Source organism: Mycobacterium sp. IDUB_17, from assembly GCF_055419465.1.
In genome coordinates this window covers 310533-330958 of sequence record NZ_JBVAXS010000003.1, presented here as the reverse complement: position 1 = coordinate 330958, position 20426 = coordinate 310533, and the positions used below count along the sequence as shown (strand labels likewise).

Sequence of the window (20426 nt, the reverse complement as noted above, 5' to 3'; positions counted from 1 at the left end):
GTATTGGCCCGCAGCTGTCCGAATGTGTAGTCACACGTAGACAATTCGGTCAAGCGTTCGTCACGTTTCGGCCACGGCAGATCGACCGGAACTTCGGGGCGTCAGTCCCCGACGAGCTCGCCGGCCGCGCTGTTCAACTTGAGGACCCGAGCGCAGGACAGCGGGGTCACCAGAGCGTTGGTGCGCAAGCCCGATGGCAGCGGCCGCTGAGATTCGACGTCGAGCGCGTCATCTTCGGCCTCAGGTCGATAGGACGACGGATGCCTGCGCTTGGCCGCGGCCAGCTCCCTGGAGTAGCGCTGCGACGAACACCAGAGCGGGTGCGTCGCCAGCTCGATGACCGTCGAGCCGGCAGCTTTTGTCGCCATTTTCACTGACCTCCGGTGGAGCTTCACGACACTTCTATTCGGTGTCTATTCAGTCCCGAGCGTGCTCGGCCAAGCTGAGACGATGCATCGAGTTGGCCGTGGACACATTAAGGATCCCTCTTAAGCAGCGTTCGCACACTGAAAGAAGCGCGACAGAGACGTATTTCACACTCATTTCACACTCGCGAATTTGACATTTTCCGCCGCCATGTTTGCTGCCCCGAGCGCTCATCCGAACTGATCGAGCGATCAAGGTCATCGCGGCCTGCGGTGCCAGCTACCGCAATCCGTCCATCGCGGCGGACCTCTGCCCGATGGGGCGGCGCCGATCGCCGCATCTTCTTAGTTTGTACGGAAACCTGCACGTAGCGCGCGGACACAAGTTAAGGAAGCGCGCCAGCGAACGCGCCGCCCTTAGCCCCGTCGATGCGGAATCGTTACCTATCACCTACCCTGTCCGGTGGCCGAGTACCCCTGCTGGAACGTCAATTTGCTCGGTGAAGGGTGGTACGGCTGTGGATGCACATGATCCGAGCGTCGGAGAACATGAGCGTCCGGCCGTGACTCTTGCGTCTCGCGCGTCGATCGAGAGCTGGCCGCTGCGGTGGAAGGTCGCGGCGACCTTGGTGTTGCCGATCCTGCTCGCGGCGACCTTCGGCGCAGCTCGCATCTACAACGAGCTGTCGGCCGCCTCGCGGTTGAACCTCGCGTCCGACAACGCGGTGATCGTCGTGCCCGCGGTGGAGCTGGTCGACCGGCTCGACGGGCTGGCCTACGCCGCGGCCGCGGGCGCACCGCTCGAGGAACCCCTCGCACAGTTCGACCAGACCGCCAAGGCCCTCGACACCCTGATCACCTCCGCCGAGTTCGACCCGGCGGCCGCCGCACAGCTGACGGCGGCGTCCTCGACCGCCAAGACGCTGCGCGACGACATCAACTCCGGACCGCTGCCCCAGCGGGTGATCGCCGAGCGCGCGTCCGACGTGGCGTCCGGCGTCGTCTCGGCTATCGCGACGACCACCGGGACGGTCGATGACCGCACCGTGCGACCGCTCGCCGACCAACTCGTGGACACGCTCACGGCGCAACGTGCATTGACGACGCAGCGGGTACTGATCGCCGCCCCCGATTTCGCCGATACGGACGAGCTGCGCACCGAGGTCGCGGACGCGGCAGGCGCGGAAGCCGCGGCTATCGACCGGCTCAGCCGGCTGACGCCCACGGACGAAGCCGCCGCGTTGTCCAAGGAGTCCGACGTCCGTCGCGACACCTACATGGATCCGTCCGGCGACAGCGTGCACGCACCCGCATTCACCGAAGCGATGCGGGCCAGCGTCGACCAGTACCGCGCGATGACGCAGCGCCTGTCCTCCGACCTCGACGGCACGCTGCACCACCGGGCCAACGTGTTGCGCTCCGACGCCCTGCGTGACACCGCGATCATCCTCGGCGCCGTGCTGGCCGCCCTCGTCTTCGCCCTCGCCGTCGGACGCTCGCTCATCCGGTCGATCGGCCGGCTGCGCCAGGGTGCGCTGCAGGTGGCGCAGGTTGAGCTGCCCGAGGAGATCGAACGCCTCAGCAAGGGCGGCGGCATGCCGGAGATCCAGACGTTGCCGTTCCATACCAACGAAGAGGTCGGGCAGCTCGCGCGCGCGATCGACGACATCCACTCCCAAGCGGTCCGCCTGGCCGGTGAGCACGGGGTCCGCCTGCAGATCGGCGACATGTTCGAGACCCTGTCCCGCCGAAGCCGCTCACTGGTCGAAGAGCAGCTGGCCCTCATCGAGACGCTGGAGCTCGATGAGGAGGATCCGGTCCGGCTCGATCACCTGTTCCGTCTCGACCACCTCGCGACGCGCATGCGCCGCAACGGCGACAACCTGCTCGTCCTCGCCGACACCGTGGAACGTCACCGCACGTCAGCACCCGTCGCACTCCCCGACATGCTGCGCGCCGCGATGTCCGAGGTCGAGGAGTATCGCCGGGTTCAGGTCGGGCACATGGCCGACGTCTCCATCGCCGGCTCGGCCGCAAGCGATATCGGCCACCTGATCGCCGAGCTGCTCGACAACGCCCTGCGCTACTCACCACCGGACTCGCCGGTGTTGGTGACCGTCGGGCGCGCAGTCGACGCCGGCCTGCTGGTCGAGGTGGCCGACCGGGGCCTGGGCATGCCCAAGGACGATCTGACCGCCGCGAACGAGCGACTCGCGCTCGGTGGCGAGGTGACCTCCGAAACCGCCAAGCGGATGGGCCTTTTCGTGGTCGGCCGGTTGGCGCGACGCCATGAGGCCACGGTCCGGCTGCGGACCACTTCGGCGTTGACCGAGCGGCCCGGTGTGACGGCGAGTGTGCACCTGCCCGGCACGCTGGTCTCGCCCATCGGGATGGGCGAAACGCTCGACGATCTGCGAACCGGCTCGTTCTCCGAGTCTTCGCTTGCAGATCCCCGGCCGCGAGCCGCCGGAAACGCGCGGAGTGCGCACACCGGCGCTGGGGCGCTCGCCGGCATCAATGCCTCGCCGGCCCCGTCGGCGCAGCCCGAACGTGGACCGGATGCCCCGGTCCAGGCGACCACCAACGGACTGCCGAAGCGCTCGCCCGGCGCCAGCGGTGTCAACGGACATCCCGCGACCATCCCGGCCCCCGCCCCCGCCGCGGTCCCCGAAGAACCCGAACGCCCGCAGCGCGGAAATCCGCTTTCGTACTTCACGTCCGGCGGTTCCACCCAGGCCAACTCGGATCAGCCGAGTCCGGAACCAGAGCGGGCAGGCGAATCCACGTGGCGCGACGTCGAGTCCGAGAGTGCGCCGATCTTCGAGCGGATGGCCTCGGAGTGGCTGATGGATCCGACGACACCGGAATTCCGCAACCGGGTCTGGGCCAGCGCCGCCGACGCCGGCTGGGAAGCTGCGGCGAAGGCCGTCGAACAGGAACCGAAGCGGCACACCGCATCCGGGCTGCCGATCCGCGAACGCGGAGCGCGCCTGGTGCCGGATGAGGCAAGATCGGAAACCCGGGCCAGGCCCGACGGACCCAACGATCCCGCGGCCATCCGAGACATCCTGAGCCGACAGTTGGCCGGCGTACGCAGGGGCCGAGCCGAGACCGACGCAGCACACAGCCGAATCGAAGGAGATCGATGAACGCCGGCACGCAACCACATGAACGGTCCGCGGGGTCTGCTGCAGCACCGTCTGGGACCTCCGGGACCCTCGACTGGTTCGTGTCCAACTTCGTCCGCGACGTGCCGGGTGTGGCCCACGCGATCCTGGTGTCGGCCGACGGTCTGCTGATGGCGTCGAACTCCCACCTCCCGGCCGATCGTGCGGAGCAACTGGCCGCGGTCACCTCCGGTTTGGCGAGCTTGTCGGCTGGTGCCGCGAGGTTGTTCGAGGCGGGGAACGTACGCCAGTCGATCGTCGAGATGGACGACGGGTTCCTGCTGTTGATGGGCGTCGGCAACGGCTCATATCTGGCCACCCTGGCCTCGACCTCGTGCGACATCGGGCAGGTCGGGTACGAGATGGCGTTGCTGGTCGACCGGGTCGGCAAGACCGTCGAGGCGACGCCGCGCGCCACGCCCGGAGCTCGATGACCCTGAGTATGGACAGACCCGAGCAGAAGCGGTCCGCCAGTCGCGTGCGGCCGTACACCCTGACCGGTGGACGAACCCGGGCGCGGGTCGAGGTGCCGATCGAGGCTCCGGTGGAGGCCCTGCTGTCATCCGGTGAGCTCGACTGCGCGCCGGGCGACATCCCCGCCGTGATCGTCCGGTTGTGCGACACCCGGCCGTCGATCGCCGAGATCTCGGCCTATGCCGGCCTACCCATCGGGGTGACCCGGGTGCTGGTGAGCGACCTGGTGGACAGCGGCCACCTTCGTGTTCACGCGACCCTGACCGACCGCTCGACCGTTGCAGAACGGCGCCTACTGATCGAAAGGACCCTCAGTGGTTTACGCGCACTCTGACTCCGGCCCCACGGTGTCGTCGACGAAGATCGTGATTGCCGGCGGCTTCGGCGTCGGCAAGACCACGTTCGTCGGCGCCGTGTCGGAGATCGTGCCGTTGCGCACCGAGGCCCTGGTCACGAACGCCTCGCAGGGCCACGACGACATCGAGGCGATCCCCGGCAAGGAAACCACCACGGTCGCCATGGATTTCGGCCGGATCACGATCGCCGACGATCTCGTGCTGTACCTGTTCGGCACACCCGGGCAACGGCGCTTCTGGTTCATGTGGGACGACCTGGTCCACGGTGCGATCGGCGCCGTGGTGCTCGTCGACACCCGCAGGCTCGAGGACAGCTTCGCGGCCGTCGACTTCTTCGAGGCCCGCAGCCTGCCGTTCCTGATCGCCGTCAACGAGTTCGACGACTCCCCGACCCACAGCATCGAAGAACTGCGCGAGGCGATGTCGGTGTCCCCCAATGTCCCGATCATCAATGTCGATGCACGGGACCGTGATTCGGCGAAGAACGCGTTGATCGCCATCACCTCGTTCGCACTGGAACGCCTTCCGTCGACAGCCTCCTAGATCCACCGCCCGTCAGTCTCACAGTCTCGAGGAACCCGTCATGAACCACCAAGTACATCACTTCGACATGGGCCTCTGGCTGCTGTTCCTGGCGTACATCGTCTCGGTGACCGGCTCGGTCGTCGGCCTGGCCTGCACTCGTTGCGGCGCCACCGCAACCAGTGGACGCGATCGGCTGCGCTGGCTGCTCATGGCCTCGATCGCCATTGGCGGGGTTGGCATCTGGCTCATGCACTTCATCGCGATGCTCGGCTTCGCGATCCCCAGCAGCATGGTCCGGTACCACCTGGGCTGGACGGTCGCGTCGGCCGTGATCGCGATCGTCGCGGTGTTCGTCGGGCTGATCACCATCGGCCGGGACTTCGATCTGCGCCGCCTGCTGGCCGGCGGTGTGATCACCGGCCTGGCGGTCGCGGTCATGCACTACACCGGCATGTGGGCAGTGCAGATGCAGGGCACGATGACCTACGACACCACCCTTGTCGTCCTCTCGTTCGTGATAGCCGTGGTCGCGGCCACCGCCGCGCTGTGGTTCACACTCGTCCTCGAATCACGCGGACTGCGTTTCGTCGCCGGCCTGGTCATGGGCGTCGCCGTCGTCGGCATGCACTACACCGGCATGGCCGCAGTGCGAGTGACTGTCGATCACACGATGCCGGTTCCCGCTGGGCCCGAGGTGTTCTCGTTCCTGTTCCCCGTCTTCGTGATCGGCCTGCTCGCACTCGTCGTGCCGATCACCGCCGTGATGCTGGCACCTGATCGCAACGCCGAGGAGAGCGCGGCCGAGTCACGTCCCGTGGCCGCCACGGCCGGACGGCACCGGTAAACCGGGCGCCCGCGCCGCGGCGTCAGAGGGGCCGCGCGGGAATCAGGACGCGATCAGCTCGTCGATCTGGTTGATCGCCGACGAAGCGCCCTCGACCACGCCCATGTCCAGCACCTGCTGAAGCGCTTCGGCGGAGGAGTAGGTGCTCACGTAGACCGCGCGCGTGCCGCCGTTGTGTTCGGCGGTCGAGGTCGTGTTGGACATCGGTCACGGGCATGGTTCAGTCCTCCTGGGGATCGGATGCGATCAGTTCATCGATGCGTGCGATGCGGCCACGCCAAACCTGTTCCAGCTCAGTCAACATGGACGCAACGGACCGCACTGCCTGCACGTCACCGCTGGCCAGCTGCTCACGACCGTTGCGTCGCTTGGTGATCAGCCCGGCCTTCTCCAGCACGGCGACGTGCTTCTGCACCGCGGCGAAGCTCATGTCGTACTTCGCCGCAAGCACCGAGACCGAGTGCTCCCCCGCCAGGACCCGGCGCATGATGTCCCGCCTGGTCCGGTCGGCGAGCGCGTGGAACAGGGCGTCAGCCCGGTCCTCATCGCTCTCGGTCACCAAACCAACATACAACCAATCGGTTGTATGTTGTCAAGAGGTTCGCGCCTCAGGCGAGCAGCGTGAAGCTCCTGCCGCCGGCAAGGTACGAACCGATGAACCTGCGGCACCGGACTTTTCGCTTGAAGAACTCAGCCAACCGTGAGCCGGCAGATCCTAACCCCAGTAGGAGAAGTTGCACACCGGCTTCACCTCGGTCTTGAACGACACGAGTTTGTCGCCATCCATCATGATCGTGCAGGTCAGCGCGGCACTCCCGCCGTCCGCGGCAACCTCCGATTCCAGTTTGTCGAAGACGGAGTACTGCTTCTCCCACGGAAGCGTCACGTTCGTCTCGGTCTGCTCCGTACCGCCGTTGATCCGGTAGCGGATGGTCACCGGGACACTGCCGCCGGTCACCTTCATGACCGCCGAGCCCACGGGCGCTCCGGTTGGCTCGGCCGCCTTGGGAGACTCCGCCGCCCGGGGAGGCTCGGACACCGTGGCGCTCGTCGTCTTCGCCACGGGTGTACCCGCGGTCGTAGTGCATCCTGTGGCCACCGCGGCAGCCAAGACAACAACGACACTCACCCCGGCAAGACCCCTGAACCGCATACCTGAGACTACGACGCCGGGCCGTCACATTGGCCGCAAAAACCAAGACTGCCATCGCACGTTGTCATATATTGGGCCGGCGTGTGTTCGCGACGGCTGACATTCCCGTTGGCGGCGGTCCGGACACTTCCGCGGAATGTCAAGGGGGACATCGGTAATGGTGAACAGTTCGCGCTGCCCGGAGAACGCCGGCCGCATACCACTGCGGTACGGCCTGTCGGTCGTGGCCATCGGCATCGGCATCGCAGGCGCCAGTGCCCACCCGGTGGCATGGGCGGACCCCGGCACGACCGGTTCATCGACCTCATCGGGCCAGACGTCGAGTCACTCGAGTACGGGAACCGGCCACGGACCCAAGAAGCCGACCGACCGGCGTGGCACACGTCCGAACCGGCCCTCGTCGCCCGCGAAGACCGACGCCTCCGACACTGCCGGCAAGACAGCTCCTGACCCGACGCCGTCGAACGATGACGTCAACTCCCCCGCCGCACAGCCGACTTCCACAGCGCCGCAGCCGGAGTCGATCGCCGACATCGTCCGCGGGAAACTCCGTAACATCAAGACGGCCGCACCCCTGCGGATCGATGGCACGCGCTTGGCCAAGTCCGACTTCACACCCCGCGTGACGGCGAAGCGCCCGGCGGCGATCGCCCCGTCAGCCGTCACCGACCGCGAGGACGTCGGCTCCGCCCTGTCGCCGGCTCCGGCGCCGGAACGCACGGCGACCCTCCCGGAAATCACTGCGGTCATCCAAGCCGCCCCGAAGGTCGCCGCGAACGAAATCCCCCTGACGGCGAAGGTCGCCGCGGTATCCAGCACCACCAAGACGACTCCGAAACCCCCGGAGCCGTTGTCGCCGATCGCCAAGATCGCCGAGTTGCCCGGCCGCATCGTCAACACGGTCCTGCAGGTGCTGGACATCACCGTGTCGGCCAACGGCCCGAAGAGCCCGATCAACTTCGCACCGATCAACGATGCGATCTTCGCGGCGTTCCGGGAGATCGAAGGACAGCTGGGACTGACCAAAACGCCTGCGGCGCAACCGGTGCCGCCGACCATGACCTACGACGGGCCCACGACCGGCAAGACCCCGACGGTGTCACAGTTCCTCAATGCCGCGACCGCCGCGTATGTATTCGGCGGCACCCCGGGCGACCTGAAACCGTTCGTGGTCAACGGCAAGCAGATGGAATCGACCAACGTGCTGTCGGGAATGTCCGCCAAAGCATGGGTGACGCCCGACGGCCAGATCATCATCGCCTACCAGGGCACCACGGGTGGCACGAACCTGCTGCACAATCCGCTGATCGCCGTCTCCCAGGTGATCGCCGATACGCAGGTGATCTTCACCGACACCACGCCGTGGGCCTTCACCGATTCGGTGGCCTTCGAGCGGGAGGTGGAGGCCGCCGCCATCGCGCAGGGCTACCGCAAGGAGGACATCTTCGTCACCGGCCACTCACTCGGTGGCTGGGAAGCCGCGTACGTGGCCCAGCAGACAGGCCTGGGCGGCGTCGGTTTCGAGAGCCCCGGTCTCAACACCACGGTGCCGGGCAACGGGGCTGACTCCGGGTTCGTCAACGTCCTCACCTACGGCGATACCGCGGCCTACTTCTCCACCGATATACCCGGGCTACAACCGTTCATGCCTGAGTACGTGCCCGGCGGCGGCAGCAAGCCGCACTACGGCTCGATCGTGATGATCGGTGATCCTGCCGCTGCAACGCCGTTGATCAACGCCGCGGCGCTGTGGGGCACCGGCCCCATCCGCAGCGTGATCTTCCTCGTCGACATGCTGGGCAACTTCCTCCAGTACCACCTGCCCGGCATCCAGGCCTACCACCTGGGTGTCACCCCGGATCCCGGCGTCGTGCCGTGGCTGGGGACCGCGGCGGGCCCGGTCAATGCCGACTACGCCGGCATGACGATTCCGGAACTGAAGAAAGCGGCCTCGGACGCGGGGACGCTGATCAGGCCCTGATCAAGCCGGAGCGGCGAGCCGCTGATCAGGCCTGAGCGGACTCTCGCTGAATCTGTTCTGCGGCTTCTTGTTTGATCCGCTCGAACTGCGCGGCCATGGCCTCGGACAGGGCGGTCGCACCCGACAGCGGCCGGACCATCACCATGAAGTCATCGATCTTGCCGTCGGCATCGTGATGCAGGAAGTCGCATCCGGTGATCTTCTTGCCGTCCACCGTGGCCTCGAAGACCAGCGCATGATCCTGCCCCGAGGCGTCGGCGATCTCCCGGACGTACCGGAAGTCCTCGAAGACCCGCATGACCGCACGCAGGATCGCTGCCGTGATCGGCTTGCCCGGGTACGGCTTGAACGCCACCGGGCTGGTGAACACCACGTCGTCGGCCAACAGCGCCTCGATCGCGGCCTCGTCGCGGGCCTCCACTGCCTTCCTGAACGGATGCATATGCCACCTCCAATACCCGATTCATCAACTAGCGGCGATGCTAGGCGCGACAGCTTTCAATAGTCAACATTTTGAATAATCACTTCGCTGCTAGCATCTGCTCATGGCGTTACGCGACGCAGTCCTGGCCGCGCTGCTCGACGGCGAGGCATCCGGCTATGACCTGGCCAAAGGGTTCGACGCGTCGGTCGCCAACTTCTGGATGGCCACCCCTCAGCAGCTCTACCGCGAACTGGACCGCATGGCCGCCGACGGTCTCATCGCCGCCCGGCTCGTCGAGCAGGACCGGCGACCGAACAAGCGCCTCTACTCACTGACCGACGCGGGCCGGCAGGCATTGCTCGAGTTCACCGAGGTGCCGCCGAAGCCCGGCGCGATCCGCGAAGATCTCCTCGTTCAGGTCCAGGCAGTGGATTCCGGCAATATCGAAGCGGTCCGCGACGCGCTCACCGAACGCCGGCAATGGGCCACCGCCAAACTCGCGCGTTACCGCCGCGTGCAAGACCTCCTGCTGGCCGGTCGCACCGAAGCCGCGTACCTGGCCGAGGCCGAGCGCATCGGCCCCTATCTGACATTGCTGCGCGGAATCCGGTTCGAGGAAGAGAACCTCGACTGGGCGGACCGGGCACTGGCCGTCATCGAACAGCGACTGGCCGCGGCGGGCCGGCCTCGTCGATGACGGTGTCCTGCGGCTCGGTGACCCACGCGCTGAATACCGGCACTCCACGCCAGGCCTCCGGCCCGTCATAGCGGTCCGCGCAGGCCAGCACTGCGAACGGGCGGTTGAAGCGGATCTCGATCCGGCGCACCAACACCTCGCGGAACCGCGGCACCGATCCGGCGCGCATGTCGATCGCCGTCACCGCAGCCGCCTTGAAACCTTCTCGCGTATAGGCGGCGACGGCCGACTGCCGGGCGCTGAACTCCACCGGTAGGTCCTCGGGCCGCGCGAAGCCGCGGAGCGCGCCGAACACCGGACCCACACCGGGTGCGTTCTCGAGATCGTGGTCACTCGTCGCCGACCAGGCCGGCAGGTACGTGCTCCACTCCGCGTGAACGTCGGGGCCTCCCACCCTGCGCTCGTGCCGCTCGTTCACCGTCCACGCATGCCCGTCAGCCAGTTCCTCGACCGGGACACGACGCGCCGCGCATCCGTCACCCCGCAGCATCGCCGCCACCTGATGCGCTGCGGTGTCCACATCGTGGGGCACCACCTCGGGCGCGGCGATCACGCTGAAGACATCGAGCGACGACGACGAGGGCGGTGCCGCCACCGCGACCAGCCCGGCGGCCTCGGTGTCGACCACCAGCTGGATTCCGTCCCGGAACGTCAATGCCGTGCTGATCTGTTCACCGAAGGGCCCGCCCAACTCATTCGTGGTGCCCAGCGGTTGCGCCCAGCCGATATCGGTGGCGAGCGCGGAAGCCAGTACCAGCCTGGTCAATTCGTTGAGCTGGAGCGGGAATTGGTCGATCAATCCGTTCGTCTGGGACCGCGCCCAGGCATTGGCCTGCGCCTGCTCCGGGACCGGTCCCCGCTCCACGACATCGGGCAGGGTGCGCGCCCATTCGTCGAACGCCGGCCCCAACTCGCGGTCCCACACCGCGGCGAGGGCAGACACCGCCGGGTGCGGCTCACTCAACAGAGCGCCGGCCCGCGCGGCGGCATCGTCGACCGTCGTACCGAGCGCCGCCTCGAGATCGCGCCGCAACTCTTCCGCGGTCGCCGGGCCGACCAACGCCAACAACAGCCACAGGCCCAGCGGCGAGGCCACTGCGTGCCCATTGAGCACCGACTGGTTGAACTGGGCGGCGTAGGCAGACACGAGCTCGGAGTTACTGAGGTCGGGCATGGCCGCACCATATCCGCTGATCGCGGCCGGCAATCGGCAGTTGATCATTCGCCACGAACGGCCGGCCCGGATTCTCATCGAGCGCTGCCGGTTGTACGCGTAATGGCGGTCAGACGTTAGTGTGCTTTCGTCGGCTTCAGCGAACGGGCCGATAGAAAAGTTGAGCAAATTCATGACCGCAGCACCAGAAGCATCGGCGCTCGAAGCCCGCGTCGGCCACTACTACGAGGCAGACGGCCTCTACCTGGTCGGCCGCGAGAAGGTCCGCGAGTACGCCCGTGCCGTGCAGGACTACAACCCCGCACACTGGGACGTCGACGCCGCCGCGAAGCTGGGCTACTCGGGCCTGGTCGCGCCGCTGACCTTCACCTCGACCCCGGCCATGGCCTGCAACCGGCGCATGTTCGAGTCGATCGTCGTCGGTTATGACACCTACCTGCAGACCGAAGAGGTCTTCGAGCAGCACCGCCCGATCGTCGCCGGCGACGAGCTGCATGTCGACGTCGAGCTGACGTCGGTCCGCCGGATCGCCGGTCGGGACATGATCACCGTCACCAACACCTTCACGGACCGGGCCGGCGAGCGCGTGCACACCCTGCACACCACCGTCGTCGGCGTCACCGCCGAAGATCTCAATCCGGAGATCAAGACCGCCGTCCAACGGGCGATGATGCACGACGTCGACATCTTCGGAGTAGGCGACGACGAGTACGAGAAGACCGTCCGCCCCGAGGGCGAGATCCGGATCGCCGAGAGCACCACCCGCACCCCGGGCACCCCGTCCTTCGATGACCTGAAGGTCGGCGACGAGATCGGCGTGCACCACACCCGGCTGTCCCGCGGCGACCTGGTGAACTATGCCGGCGTGGCCGGCGATGCCAACCCGATCCACTGGGACGAGGACATCGCCAAGCTGGCCGGGCTGCCCGATGTGATCGCACACGGAATGCTCACCATGGGCCTGGGTGCCGGATTCGTCTCCACCTGGTCGGGCGATCCGGGGGCAGTGACCCGCTACGCCGTGCGGCTGTCCCAGCCCGCGATCGTGTCAGCCAAAGAGGGCGCCGACATCGAGTTCAGCGGCAAGATCAAGTCGCTTGACCCGGAAACCCGCACCGGTGTCGTCATCGTCGCCGCAAAGGCCGACGGCAAGAAGATCTTCGGCCTGGCGACGATGAACATCCGCTTCAGCTGACCCGCTGAAGCCGCCTCACGACGCCACCTCGGCCGGATCGCGCTGGATCGGCTTGGGCCACGGCGAGCGCGGCGGACGAGGACGCACCCGCTGGGGCCACCAGAACCACCGCCCGAGCAGGGTGGCGATGGACGGCGTCATCAGCGCCCGGATCACGAACGTGTCGAACAGCAAGCCGAGGCCGATTGTCGTGCCGACCTGGCCGATGACGATCAGGCTGCTGACCGACATCGACGCCATGGTGAAGGCGAACACCAGACCGGCCGCGGTGACCACCGGGCCGCTGGCGCCCATGGCGCGGATGGTGCCGGTCTTCAACCCGGCGTGGATCTCCTCCTTCATTCGCGAGACCAGCAGCAGGTTGTAGTCCGCACCCACGGCCACCAGCACGATGACCGCCATCGGCAGCACCATCCAGTGCAGCGGGATGCCGACGATGTGTTGCCAGAGCACCACCGAGAGCCCGAAGGCAGTGGCCAAGCTGATCACCACGGTGCCGACGATGACGGCTGCCGCCACCAAGGCCCGGGTGAGGATCATCATGATGACGAGGATCAACAGGAGCGCGGCCGTCGCCGCGATGAGCAGGTCGTAGTTGGCGCCCTGCTGCATGTCCTTGAACATGGCTGCGCTACCGCCCAGGTAGATCGAGGATCCCTCGAACGGCGTTCCCCTGATCGCCGCGGCCGCAGCGGCTTTGAGCGCATCGGCACGGGCCGTCCCCTCCGGGGTCAGCGGGTCACCTTGGTGAATGATGGTGAACCGCACGGCTTTTCCGTCCGGCGACATCATCAGTTTCATGCCCCGCTGGAAGTCATCGGTTTCGAATGCCTCCGGCGGTAGGTAGAACGAGTCGTCGTTCTGGGCTTTGTCGAACGCCTCCCCCATCGCGGTGCTGTCCTTTTGCTGGGCCATCGTCTGGTCCTGCTGGGTCTTCTGCACCTGATACTGGTTGAGCATCATCTGCTTCTGGTTCTTCATCGACTGGATCATCGACGGCATCAATGCAACCAACTGCGGCATCAGGGCGTCCAGGCGCTCCAGGTCTGGTACTAGATCCTGAAGGTCGTCAGACACCGTGCTGATTCCGTCGAGAGTGTCGAATATCGACCGCAGCGACCAACAGATGGGGATGTCGAAACAGTGCGGCTCCCAGTAGAAGTAGTTGCGGATCGGCCGGAAGAAGTCATCGAAGTCGGCGATGTGGTCGCGAATCTCATTGGTATCCGTCGACGTCTTCTTGGTCTTCAACACCATGCTGTGGGTGACCGCGGCCATCTGCTGGGTGATGGACTGCATCTTCTCCATGGTGTCGATGGAGGTCTGCATCTCGCCGGCCTGGGCCAGGATGTTGGCGATGACGCCCTGCTGGTAGTCGTTGCCCATGATCTGGCCGGTACCGCTCTGGCTGAGCGTGTACGGGATCGTCGAGTGTTCGATCGGCTTGCCATCGGGTCGGGTGATGGTCTGCACCTGGGCGATACCCGGCACCTGCGCCAACGCCTTCGCGATCTTGTTGATCACCAGGAAGTCGGCCGGATTTCGCATGTCGTGGTCGGTCTCGACCATCATCACATCCGGATTCATCCTGGCTTCGGAGAAATGTCTGGTCGCGGCGGCGTAACCGACATTCGCCGAGGCATCATGGGGCAGATAGATCCGGTCGTTGTAGATGGTGTGGTACCCGGGCAGCGCGAGCAGACCGATCAGGGACGCCAGAACTGCGAGCACCAGAAGTGGGCCGGGCCAGCGGACAGTCGCGGTGCCCACCCGCCGCCACCCTCGGGACTTTGTCGCTCCCTTGGGTTCCAGCACGTTGCCGAAGCGCGTGACCACCGAGATGATCGCGGTTCCCAACGTCAGGGCCACTGCGACAACGAACGCCATGCCGACGGCCAAGGGGTAGCCCATGGTCTGGAAGTAGGGCAGCCGGGTGAAGTGCAAGCAGAAGGTGGCGCCCGCGATGGTCAGGCCGGAGGCCAGTACCACGTGCGCGGTCCCGTGAAACATGGTGTAGTACGCCGATTCTCGATCCTCACCTGCTCGGCGCGCCTCGTGGTATCGGCCGATCAGGAAGATCCCGTAGTCGGTGACCGCGGCGATGGCCAAGGTCACCACCATGTTGGTCGCGAAGGTCGTGAGGCCAAAGACATTGTGGTAACCCAAGAATGCCACGATCCCGCGTGCACCCAACAGTCCGAAGATCACCAGAGAGAACAGGACGATGGTCGTGACGACGGAGCGGTAGATCACCAACAGCATGACGACGATGACGCCGATGGTCACGAACTCGATCATCTGCATGCTCTCGTCGCCGATCCTGTTCTGATCGGAACTCGTCGCCGCGGCACCGGTCACGTACGCCTTGACTCCCGGTGGCGCCGGGGTGTTCTCGGCGATGGCACGAACGGCGTCCACCGATTCGTTGGCCAGTGCCTCACCCTGATCGCCGGCCAGATAGACCTGGACGTAAGCGGCCTTGCCGTCGACGCTCTGAGCGCCTGCCGCGGTGAATGAATCACCCCACAGGTCCTGCACATGCTGCACGTGTTTCGTGTCGGCACGCAGGTCACGGACCATCTGATCGTAATAGGCGTGCGCGTCGGCGCCCAACTTGTCCTGGCCCTCGATCACGAGCATGACCGAGCTACTGCTGCTGTATTCGTCGAACTTCGTGCCGATGCGTTTGATCGCGATCATCGACGGGGCGTCGTTGGGACTCATCGACACCGAGCGCATCTTGCCCACTTCTTCAAGTTGTGGCACAACGATGTTGAGCATGGCGATGAGGGCGATCCAGATCAGGATGATCGGCACGGCGAAAATCCGGATGAACCTGGGGATCGACGGGTGTGCGGTATGACGCGGACCCGGAATCGCCTCGGTCGGAGCGTCGTCCACCGGCGCGCTCATGCTGCCTTCACCAAGCAGAAGGTCTGTGCATTCACACCGGAGGAGGTCCGTTCGTCCTTGACCACGTCATCGACGGTGATCCGGCAGCCGATGCTGTCACCGTCGGTTTGGGCCAGGATGTTCGGCGACGCCGATGGTGCGGTGGTCGTCAACGTCAAGGTCCAGGGCAGACCCACGGTTCCGGCGCGCTGCGGATTGCCGTCAAGGTCCTTGTAATTGATCACCGCCGTGGAGCTCGAGCCGAACACCTCATAGGTGACGACCTTGGGATTGAATTTCTCCGCGGTGTCCGCGCCGATCGGTGTCACCAGCACCGGATGGGCACCGAAAATGGTCCGCAGGTGCGACACCGTGAGCACACCCACTGTCAGGGCAACCATGATGGCGATCGGTAGCCAGACCTTCCGGAATACTCTTGTCATCGCCGCTGCCTCCCGAAGTTGACGAATGCAACCTTCGGCCACCCGACGACCCGGCCCTTTTCCCAAGGCCATCGAACACGTGACCGCGGCACACGTGTCGGAAACCTATTGGCAGCTGTCATCGTCCAGGCCCTTCGACGTTTCGAATGGCCACAGGATTTGGTGGTCGTGGTCAGCTTAAGGAGCAAACCTCGGCTGCCGGATGAAAACGCGACGAAATGCGTGGTAGAGAGCTCAATCCGACAGGTGCAGGCGCGAGCGCAGCACGGGAAGTCCCGGGCCCGCGAGACGGTCGAACGCGACGGTGCGTCCGCACACCGCCAGCATCAGCGCGACGCCCGGACCGGTGATGACCTGGCCGTCACCCCATGTCCGCCCGGTGTCCGCGTCGTGCAACGCGATACCCCGCAGGCGCCGGTGCGGGAAGAAACCGAGCTGCGTTCGGCTGGTGAGGAAATCGAGCACCCGCGCGACATGCTGCGGATCCGGGTGATGCGGAAGCCCCAGTGGTAACCGCATGTCGGCACCGTGTACCAACACGTCGGTCAGGCCTGACAGCGGACCTGTGACCGGTGGGCTCAGTCTGTGGCCGGCCCGGCCGCGCAGTGTCTCAGCTATTTCAGCCGCAGACGCTTGCGCGCGGCGACGGGCCAGCGCGTCGATCCCGCGGTCGATGCTGCCGTGCCGAAGACCGCTGGCCAGAAAGCCCCAGAACCCATCGGTGAAATCGCTGACCAGATGTGCCGCAACGGTTTTGACGTCCCAGCCGGCGCACAGGCTCGGCGTGGCCAGCTGGTCTTCGTCCAGCCCTTCGACCAGTGTGGCGATCGACCGGCGCTCGTCGGCCACCGCTGCGAACACCCGCTCGCGTTCCTCCGGGCCCAGCCGCACGGTTCAGTCCGTTCAGCCTGGGACGTTCGCCTTCAACGAGGCCAGCGCGCCCGTGCTCAGCTCGGCCAGCTCCTGCGCCTCGGCCGGATCGAGAGCGGCCGCGAAGATCTCGGCCATTCGCCGGTTGGTCGCCTGCTCGATCTCGGCGTAACGGTCCTTCTTGTCTGCGCCGTCGGCGAACGGTTCGGGCCAACCGAACATCGTGGTGTACTGCGGACCCTTGTTGAGCATGTGCGCCTCAACCGGTGCGATGCCCGAGATCGTGAGCGCGTTGAAGTGCACACCGGCGCGCAGTTCGCGGAGCACGAACATCACCTGCAACGCCCGCGCGGCGGGATCCTCGTCCAACGGCATCGCACGCCACCCGGCGTACAGCGGCAGCCCCGCGATCGGCGCCGCAGCGATGAGCTTCTCTCCCAAGGCGGCGATGCGGTCCAGCCCCTGGGCACCGGACAGGTACTTACGCCCGAACTCCGCGGCCTGATCCCAATACTGTTGCGCCGCACCGGCAGCACCGCGCACCGCAATGCCCTCGTCCCACATCGCAGCCAACCCGTTCGGTTCGAACACCGCGAAGACCGCACTGACGGTGGCGCCCGTCGCCTCGCCCAGCACTCCGCCGCGGCCGGCCACGTAGCCCGCCAACGGGTTCTCGTAGCCGGCGGCAACACTGGCACCGAAGTTCTCCGGATGCAGCATGAAGATCGCTACCGCCTGCTCCATCGCCGTTCCCGTGGCTGCGGCAGCGTCCAGCATGTCGGTGTTGCTCATGGCAGTGACTCCTATCTGGCGAGATCCCATTGGCCGTAATCGGCAGCGAGAACATCGTTCACGTCAACATGGATGCCGTCGATCACGAAGCCCGGATCGGACGCGGTGACGACTTCCCTCTGGAACAGTACGGCGGCCGGTTCACGCTCCCCACGTGACCATGCCTTGGTCTGCCAGGCCCACCGATAGCCCGGGCTGGTCGAGGATCCGACGACACCGTCGGCGATGGCCCACCCGCACTGACGGCGGCCACCGTAGATTCCGGTACGGGCGGCGCCCAGGACCGAGTTGATGCCCCGAAACCATTGGACTGCCTGGCTTTTCCACGTTGAGGCATCGATATCCTCATCGACGCTGAAGAAGATCGGAGCCGTCGCCGGGCCCCCGGCCGCCGTGTGCAGCCCCAGCGCCGTCTGCGCATCAGCCACTCCCCCGTCGTAGCCGCGGGTGAAGTCCGACGGCGTCGGCCAGCCCGGCTTGCCGAACTGATAGCAACTGACGATCTGAAGGCCCGCCGCCCGCAGGCGGTCCGCGTAGTCCCGGTTGACCGGTTTGAAATCGAACGTGGCTCCGGGCCGCAGTTCGGAGACGTAGACCAGCGCGCCGCCGAAGCCCGCGGACTTGATCTGCTCGGGCTGGACCAACCGGTCGGCGAAATCGACGAGTTGCAGGCCATCGGCAGATGCCGTCGGCGTGCCGGCCGACGCGGCCAGCGCTCCCGGCACGGCCAATGCCGGCGCGAACAGCGCCGCATACCTGAGCACTTCGCGCCGTGAGGCAGATCGCGTCACGGACCGAAGCGTATCCACGGATCCGGCCCAACTCCACCCCCGGGGATTGGTTACATTCGGGTTCGTTCGCGAAACAGGTCCGTACCGGGGACAGATGAACCACAATGGCTAGTCGCAGCTAACTACCGAAACCCTGGCAGAACCACCGTGGCACGAGACGTGATCGCCGTCGACACAACGCTCGATCACCCATGTCCGGATATCTGGCCCATCCTGGCGGCACCGGATCTGTACCCACGGTTCTTTCGTGGCATCGGGTCGTGCGAGCAGGCTGCCGGCGACCCGCAGCTCTTCGAGGTCCGTCTGTCCACCTCCCGCGGTGCCGTCGTCGTTCACGAGATGCGCCGGACGGTCCGCCTGTCGGGCATGGAGTTGCGCCTTGATGCAACGGAGACTGGGCGTTGTTTCGCCTCGATCCGCCTGACTCCCGAAGGAGGCGGTGCTCGGATCGCATTGAGGATCTTCGCGGTCGGCACGCTCCACCCCGACATCGCAAAAGCCAGCGACAACGCTGTCGAGAGCTGGATCCGTGAAGGGCTGCAGCGAATCTCGGACCACCTCGAAGGCAAGCCGTCCTCGCAGCTGGTCAACATGGGCGATGGGCGATCTCTGCAACTCAACGTGTTGAAGACCATGATCACCAGCGGAGTGGTGCGCGCGTCTCGACCCGATCGCGGCCTTCGCCAACTCAATTCGCTCGCCAAATGGGGATTCACGCTCGCCGGCGGCCTCACCGCCGCAGCCGTGCGATCACCGCGCACAACAGCGTCGATCGACGGGGACGGGACGTCGACCTACGCGGACGTGGCCGAGCGCACCACACGCTTGGCATCGGGCCTTGCCGTAATCGGTTTCACCAGCGACAGCACGTTCGCGGTTCTCGCCCGCAACCACTCGGCGATGGTCGAGTGCATGGTGGCATCGAGCAAGCTGGGTGCAGACCTGGTGTTGCTCAACACCGGCCTTGCTGCCCGCGCGATCGAAGAGATCGTCAACCGCCACGGCGTCGACGCCATATTCGTCGACGGCGACTTCGAACCGGAGGTTCGGTACGTCTCCGCGGATATCCCGCGAATTTCGATACACGCGAATTCAGCTACGCGGCACTGGCGCTCGCTGGACGATCTCATTTCCACCGGCACCGGCGCCGCACCGGTGGCGCCACCGAAACAACCCGGCAAGCTGGTGGCTCTCACCTCGGGCACCACCGGCACGCCCAAGGGTGCCCGACGGCCCACGCCGCCCGGCTTCGGCGCCATCGCGGCGATGTTGTCGCGCATGCCGCTGCACCGTGGCGAAGTGATGCTGCTGTGCGCGCCGCTGTTTCACACCTGGGGTCTCGCCGCGCTGCAGGTGAGCACCCCGCTGCTGGCAACGGTGGTGCTGATGGAACGGTTCGACGCCGAAGAATGCCTCAAAGCCATTGAGCGCCAACGCTGCACCGTGGTGATCCTGGTTCCGGTGATGTTGCAGCGCATTCTCGAGTTGCCGGCCGCAGTGGTCAGCAGATACGACACGTCGTCGCTGAAGGTGGTGGCCAGCAGCGGGTCGCCGATTCCGGGCGCGGCCGTCACCAAGTTCATGGAAACCTTCGGCGACGTTCTCTACAACTTCTACGGATCCACCGAGGTGTCCTGGGCGACGATCGCCGATCCCGCCGACCTGCGCGTCGCCCCCACCACGGCGGGCCGGCCGCCGCTCGGTACCCGCGTCGCCATCCTCGACAACCGCGGCAACATCGCGCCGGCCGGCGCCGTCGGTCGCATCTTCGTCGGCAACGACATGCTGTTCGACGGCTACACGAACGCGACGTCGCCTGCCGTCGAGGACAGGCTGATGGACACCGGCGATCTCGGGTACCTCGATGCCAGCGGACGTCTGTTCGTCGCCGGACGGGACGACGACATGATCATCTCCGGCGGCGAGAACGTTTTTCCCCGGCCGGTCGAAGAAGCTCTCGCCGTCCTGCCACAGGTCGCCGATGTGGCGGTGGTCGGCGTACCAGATCCGGAGTTCGGCCAGCGTCTGGCGGCCTTCGTGGTCCGCACCGAGGGGGCGTCACTCGACGAAGACACCGTCAAGAACTACGTGCGGAACCGACTGAGCCGCTTCTCGATTCCGCGCGACGTGACATTCGTCGATCAGCTCCCGCGCACCGCCACGGGAAAAGTCTTGAAGCGTCATCTGATCGAGGGCCAGTTTCCGCTGGAGATGGGATGGCCGGATCCGCGGTGAACCTTCGGTGTCCCGTGGGCGTATTCCTCCGGGAAACCAGCCCCCAAC

At 66.1% G+C, this 20426-nt stretch carries 19 protein-coding genes and 1 pseudogene; 9 read left to right on the top strand and 11 right to left on the bottom strand.

What is annotated here, in order from left to right; translation table 11 throughout:
- Nucleotides 1–101 precede the first annotated feature (101 nt).
- Nucleotides 102–368 (bottom strand): hypothetical protein, encoded by a 267-nt coding sequence (locus ACZYZ7_RS14525; protein ID WP_135459614.1) that lies wholly within the window; start codon nt 366–368, stop codon nt 102–104.
- 560 nt (nt 369–928) lie between these two features.
- On the opposite strand from ACZYZ7_RS14525, the gene ACZYZ7_RS14520 reads away from it, so the two are divergent.
- The 5 genes from ACZYZ7_RS14520 to ACZYZ7_RS14500 are packed head-to-tail and all read left to right on the top strand — an operon-like array spanning nt 929 to nt 5731.
- Nucleotides 929–3514 carry a sensor histidine kinase gene (locus ACZYZ7_RS14520; protein ID WP_210115606.1) on the top strand — a complete coding sequence of 862 codons (2586 nt, stop codon included), beginning with the start codon at nt 929–931 and terminating at the stop codon, nt 3512–3514.
- Nucleotides 3511–3966, top strand: a complete 456-nt coding sequence (locus ACZYZ7_RS14515; protein WP_286175228.1) for a roadblock/LC7 domain-containing protein — start codon at nt 3511–3513, stop codon at nt 3964–3966. Before ACZYZ7_RS14520 ends, ACZYZ7_RS14515 begins: the two co-directional genes overlap by 4 nt.
- Nucleotides 3963–4340 (top strand): DUF742 domain-containing protein, encoded by a 378-nt coding sequence (locus ACZYZ7_RS14510; protein WP_135459617.1) that lies wholly within the window; start codon nt 3963–3965, stop codon nt 4338–4340. The genes ACZYZ7_RS14515 and ACZYZ7_RS14510 overlap by 4 nt, the downstream gene beginning before the upstream one ends.
- Nucleotides 4321–4905 (top strand): GTP-binding protein, encoded by a 585-nt coding sequence (locus ACZYZ7_RS14505; protein ID WP_450071012.1) that lies wholly within the window; start codon nt 4321–4323, stop codon nt 4903–4905. The genes ACZYZ7_RS14510 and ACZYZ7_RS14505 overlap by 20 nt, the downstream gene beginning before the upstream one ends.
- Before the next feature lie 40 nt (nt 4906–4945).
- A complete protein-coding gene (locus tag ACZYZ7_RS14500; RefSeq protein WP_135459618.1) occupies nt 4946–5731 on the top strand; it encodes an MHYT domain-containing protein in 786 nt (261 codons plus the stop codon).
- A 42-nt stretch (nt 5732–5773) separates the two neighbouring features.
- On the opposite strand, the pseudogene ACZYZ7_RS14495 reads toward ACZYZ7_RS14500, so the two are convergent.
- From ACZYZ7_RS14495 to ACZYZ7_RS14485, 3 genes and pseudogenes are all read right to left on the bottom strand, one after another.
- Nucleotides 5774–5911, bottom strand: a pseudogene (locus ACZYZ7_RS14495) (SRPBCC family protein); the annotation flags it as partial.
- 40 nt (nt 5912–5951) lie between these two features.
- Nucleotides 5952–6290: an ArsR/SmtB family transcription factor gene (locus ACZYZ7_RS14490; protein WP_210115608.1), complete on the bottom strand. Its 339-nt coding sequence runs from the start codon at nt 6288–6290 to the stop codon at nt 5952–5954.
- A gap of 156 nt (nt 6291–6446) precedes the next feature.
- Nucleotides 6447–6794, bottom strand: coding sequence for a hypothetical protein (locus ACZYZ7_RS14485; RefSeq protein WP_450071011.1), 348 nt, complete (start codon nt 6792–6794; stop codon nt 6447–6449).
- A 247-nt stretch (nt 6795–7041) separates the two neighbouring features.
- On the opposite strand from ACZYZ7_RS14485, the gene ACZYZ7_RS14480 reads away from it, so the two are divergent.
- Nucleotides 7042–8865 (top strand): hypothetical protein, encoded by a 1824-nt coding sequence (locus ACZYZ7_RS14480; RefSeq protein ID WP_450071010.1) that lies wholly within the window; start codon nt 7042–7044, stop codon nt 8863–8865.
- Nucleotides 8866–8890: 25 nt separating this feature from the next.
- Here the strand turns inward: ACZYZ7_RS14480 and ACZYZ7_RS14475 are convergent, their stop codons facing one another.
- Complete coding sequence (locus ACZYZ7_RS14475; RefSeq protein ID WP_135459623.1) at nt 8891–9307, bottom strand: nuclear transport factor 2 family protein; 417 nt, start codon at nt 9305–9307, stop codon at nt 8891–8893.
- Between the two features lie 103 nt (nt 9308–9410).
- Between ACZYZ7_RS14475 and ACZYZ7_RS14470 the strand changes: the two genes are divergently transcribed.
- Nucleotides 9411–9986, top strand: a complete 576-nt coding sequence (locus ACZYZ7_RS14470; RefSeq protein ID WP_135459624.1) for a PadR family transcriptional regulator — start codon at nt 9411–9413, stop codon at nt 9984–9986.
- Here the strand turns inward: ACZYZ7_RS14470 and ACZYZ7_RS14465 are convergent.
- On the bottom strand, nt 9943–11160 hold the full coding sequence (locus ACZYZ7_RS14465; RefSeq protein WP_463741429.1) for a hypothetical protein: 1218 nt from the start codon (nt 11158–11160) through the stop codon (nt 9943–9945). The genes ACZYZ7_RS14470 and ACZYZ7_RS14465 overlap by 44 nt on opposite strands.
- A gap of 172 nt (nt 11161–11332) precedes the next feature.
- Between ACZYZ7_RS14465 and ACZYZ7_RS14460 the strand changes: the two genes are divergently transcribed.
- A complete protein-coding gene (locus tag ACZYZ7_RS14460) occupies nt 11333–12355 on the top strand; it encodes a fused (3R)-hydroxyacyl-ACP dehydratase subunits HadA/HadB (RefSeq protein ID WP_211156689.1) in 1023 nt (340 codons plus the stop codon).
- 15 nt (nt 12356–12370) lie between these two features.
- On the opposite strand, the gene ACZYZ7_RS14455 is transcribed toward ACZYZ7_RS14460, so the two are convergent.
- The 5 genes from ACZYZ7_RS14455 to ACZYZ7_RS14435 all read right to left on the bottom strand — a co-directional run bounded on the left by ACZYZ7_RS14455 (nt 12371) and on the right by ACZYZ7_RS14435 (nt 18098).
- On the bottom strand, nt 12371–15268 hold the full coding sequence (locus ACZYZ7_RS14455; RefSeq protein WP_463741214.1) for an MMPL/RND family transporter: 2898 nt from the start codon (nt 15266–15268) through the stop codon (nt 12371–12373).
- Complete coding sequence (locus ACZYZ7_RS14450) at nt 15265–15690, bottom strand: MmpS family transport accessory protein (RefSeq protein ID WP_463741213.1); 426 nt, start codon at nt 15688–15690, stop codon at nt 15265–15267. Before ACZYZ7_RS14450 ends, ACZYZ7_RS14455 begins: the two co-directional genes overlap by 4 nt.
- Before the next feature lie 234 nt (nt 15691–15924).
- Nucleotides 15925–16581 carry a maleylpyruvate isomerase family mycothiol-dependent enzyme gene (locus tag ACZYZ7_RS14445; protein WP_463741212.1) on the bottom strand — a complete coding sequence of 219 codons (657 nt, stop codon included), beginning with the start codon at nt 16579–16581 and terminating at the stop codon, nt 15925–15927.
- Nucleotides 16582–16593: 12 nt separating this feature from the next.
- Nucleotides 16594–17352, bottom strand: a complete 759-nt coding sequence (locus tag ACZYZ7_RS14440; protein WP_450071008.1) for an SCO6745 family protein — start codon at nt 17350–17352, stop codon at nt 16594–16596.
- A gap of 11 nt (nt 17353–17363) precedes the next feature.
- A complete protein-coding gene (locus tag ACZYZ7_RS14435) occupies nt 17364–18098 on the bottom strand; it encodes a DUF1906 domain-containing protein (RefSeq protein ID WP_463741416.1) in 735 nt (244 codons plus the stop codon).
- Between the two features lie 192 nt (nt 18099–18290).
- On the opposite strand from ACZYZ7_RS14435, the gene ACZYZ7_RS14430 reads away from it, so the two are divergent.
- Nucleotides 18291–20378: an AMP-binding protein gene (locus ACZYZ7_RS14430; RefSeq protein WP_463741211.1), complete on the top strand. Its 2088-nt coding sequence runs from the start codon at nt 18291–18293 to the stop codon at nt 20376–20378.
- Nucleotides 20379–20426 lie beyond the last annotated feature (48 nt).

What these genes read in the sequence shown, in the direction of transcription:
- ACZYZ7_RS14515 (WP_286175228.1), top strand. Translation starts at nt 3,511, where the DNA reads ATGAACGCCGGCACGCAACCACATGAACGGTCCGCGGGGTCTGCTGCA.
- ACZYZ7_RS14465 (WP_463741429.1), bottom strand. Translation starts at nt 11,160, where the DNA reads ATGCCCGACCTCAGTAACTCCGAGCTCGTGTCTGCCTACGCCGCCCAG.
- ACZYZ7_RS14450 (WP_463741213.1), bottom strand. Translation starts at nt 15,690, where the DNA reads ATGACAAGAGTATTCCGGAAGGTCTGGCTACCGATCGCCATCATGGTT.
- ACZYZ7_RS14510 (WP_135459617.1), top strand. Translation starts at nt 3,963, where the DNA reads ATGACCCTGAGTATGGACAGACCCGAGCAGAAGCGGTCCGCCAGTCGC.
- ACZYZ7_RS14475 (WP_135459623.1), bottom strand. Translation starts at nt 9,307, where the DNA reads ATGCATCCGTTCAGGAAGGCAGTGGAGGCCCGCGACGAGGCCGCGATC.
- ACZYZ7_RS14455 (WP_463741214.1), bottom strand. Translation starts at nt 15,268, where the DNA reads ATGAGCGCGCCGGTGGACGACGCTCCGACCGAGGCGATTCCGGGTCCG.
- ACZYZ7_RS14470 (WP_135459624.1), top strand. Translation starts at nt 9,411, where the DNA reads ATGGCGTTACGCGACGCAGTCCTGGCCGCGCTGCTCGACGGCGAGGCA.
- ACZYZ7_RS14460 (WP_211156689.1), top strand. Translation starts at nt 11,333, where the DNA reads ATGACCGCAGCACCAGAAGCATCGGCGCTCGAAGCCCGCGTCGGCCAC.
- ACZYZ7_RS14500 (WP_135459618.1), top strand. Translation starts at nt 4,946, where the DNA reads ATGAACCACCAAGTACATCACTTCGACATGGGCCTCTGGCTGCTGTTC.
- ACZYZ7_RS14525 (WP_135459614.1), bottom strand. Translation starts at nt 368, where the DNA reads ATGGCGACAAAAGCTGCCGGCTCGACGGTCATCGAGCTGGCGACGCAC.
- ACZYZ7_RS14480 (WP_450071010.1), top strand. Translation starts at nt 7,042, where the DNA reads ATGGTGAACAGTTCGCGCTGCCCGGAGAACGCCGGCCGCATACCACTG.
- ACZYZ7_RS14440 (WP_450071008.1), bottom strand. Translation starts at nt 17,352, where the DNA reads ATGAGCAACACCGACATGCTGGACGCTGCCGCAGCCACGGGAACGGCG.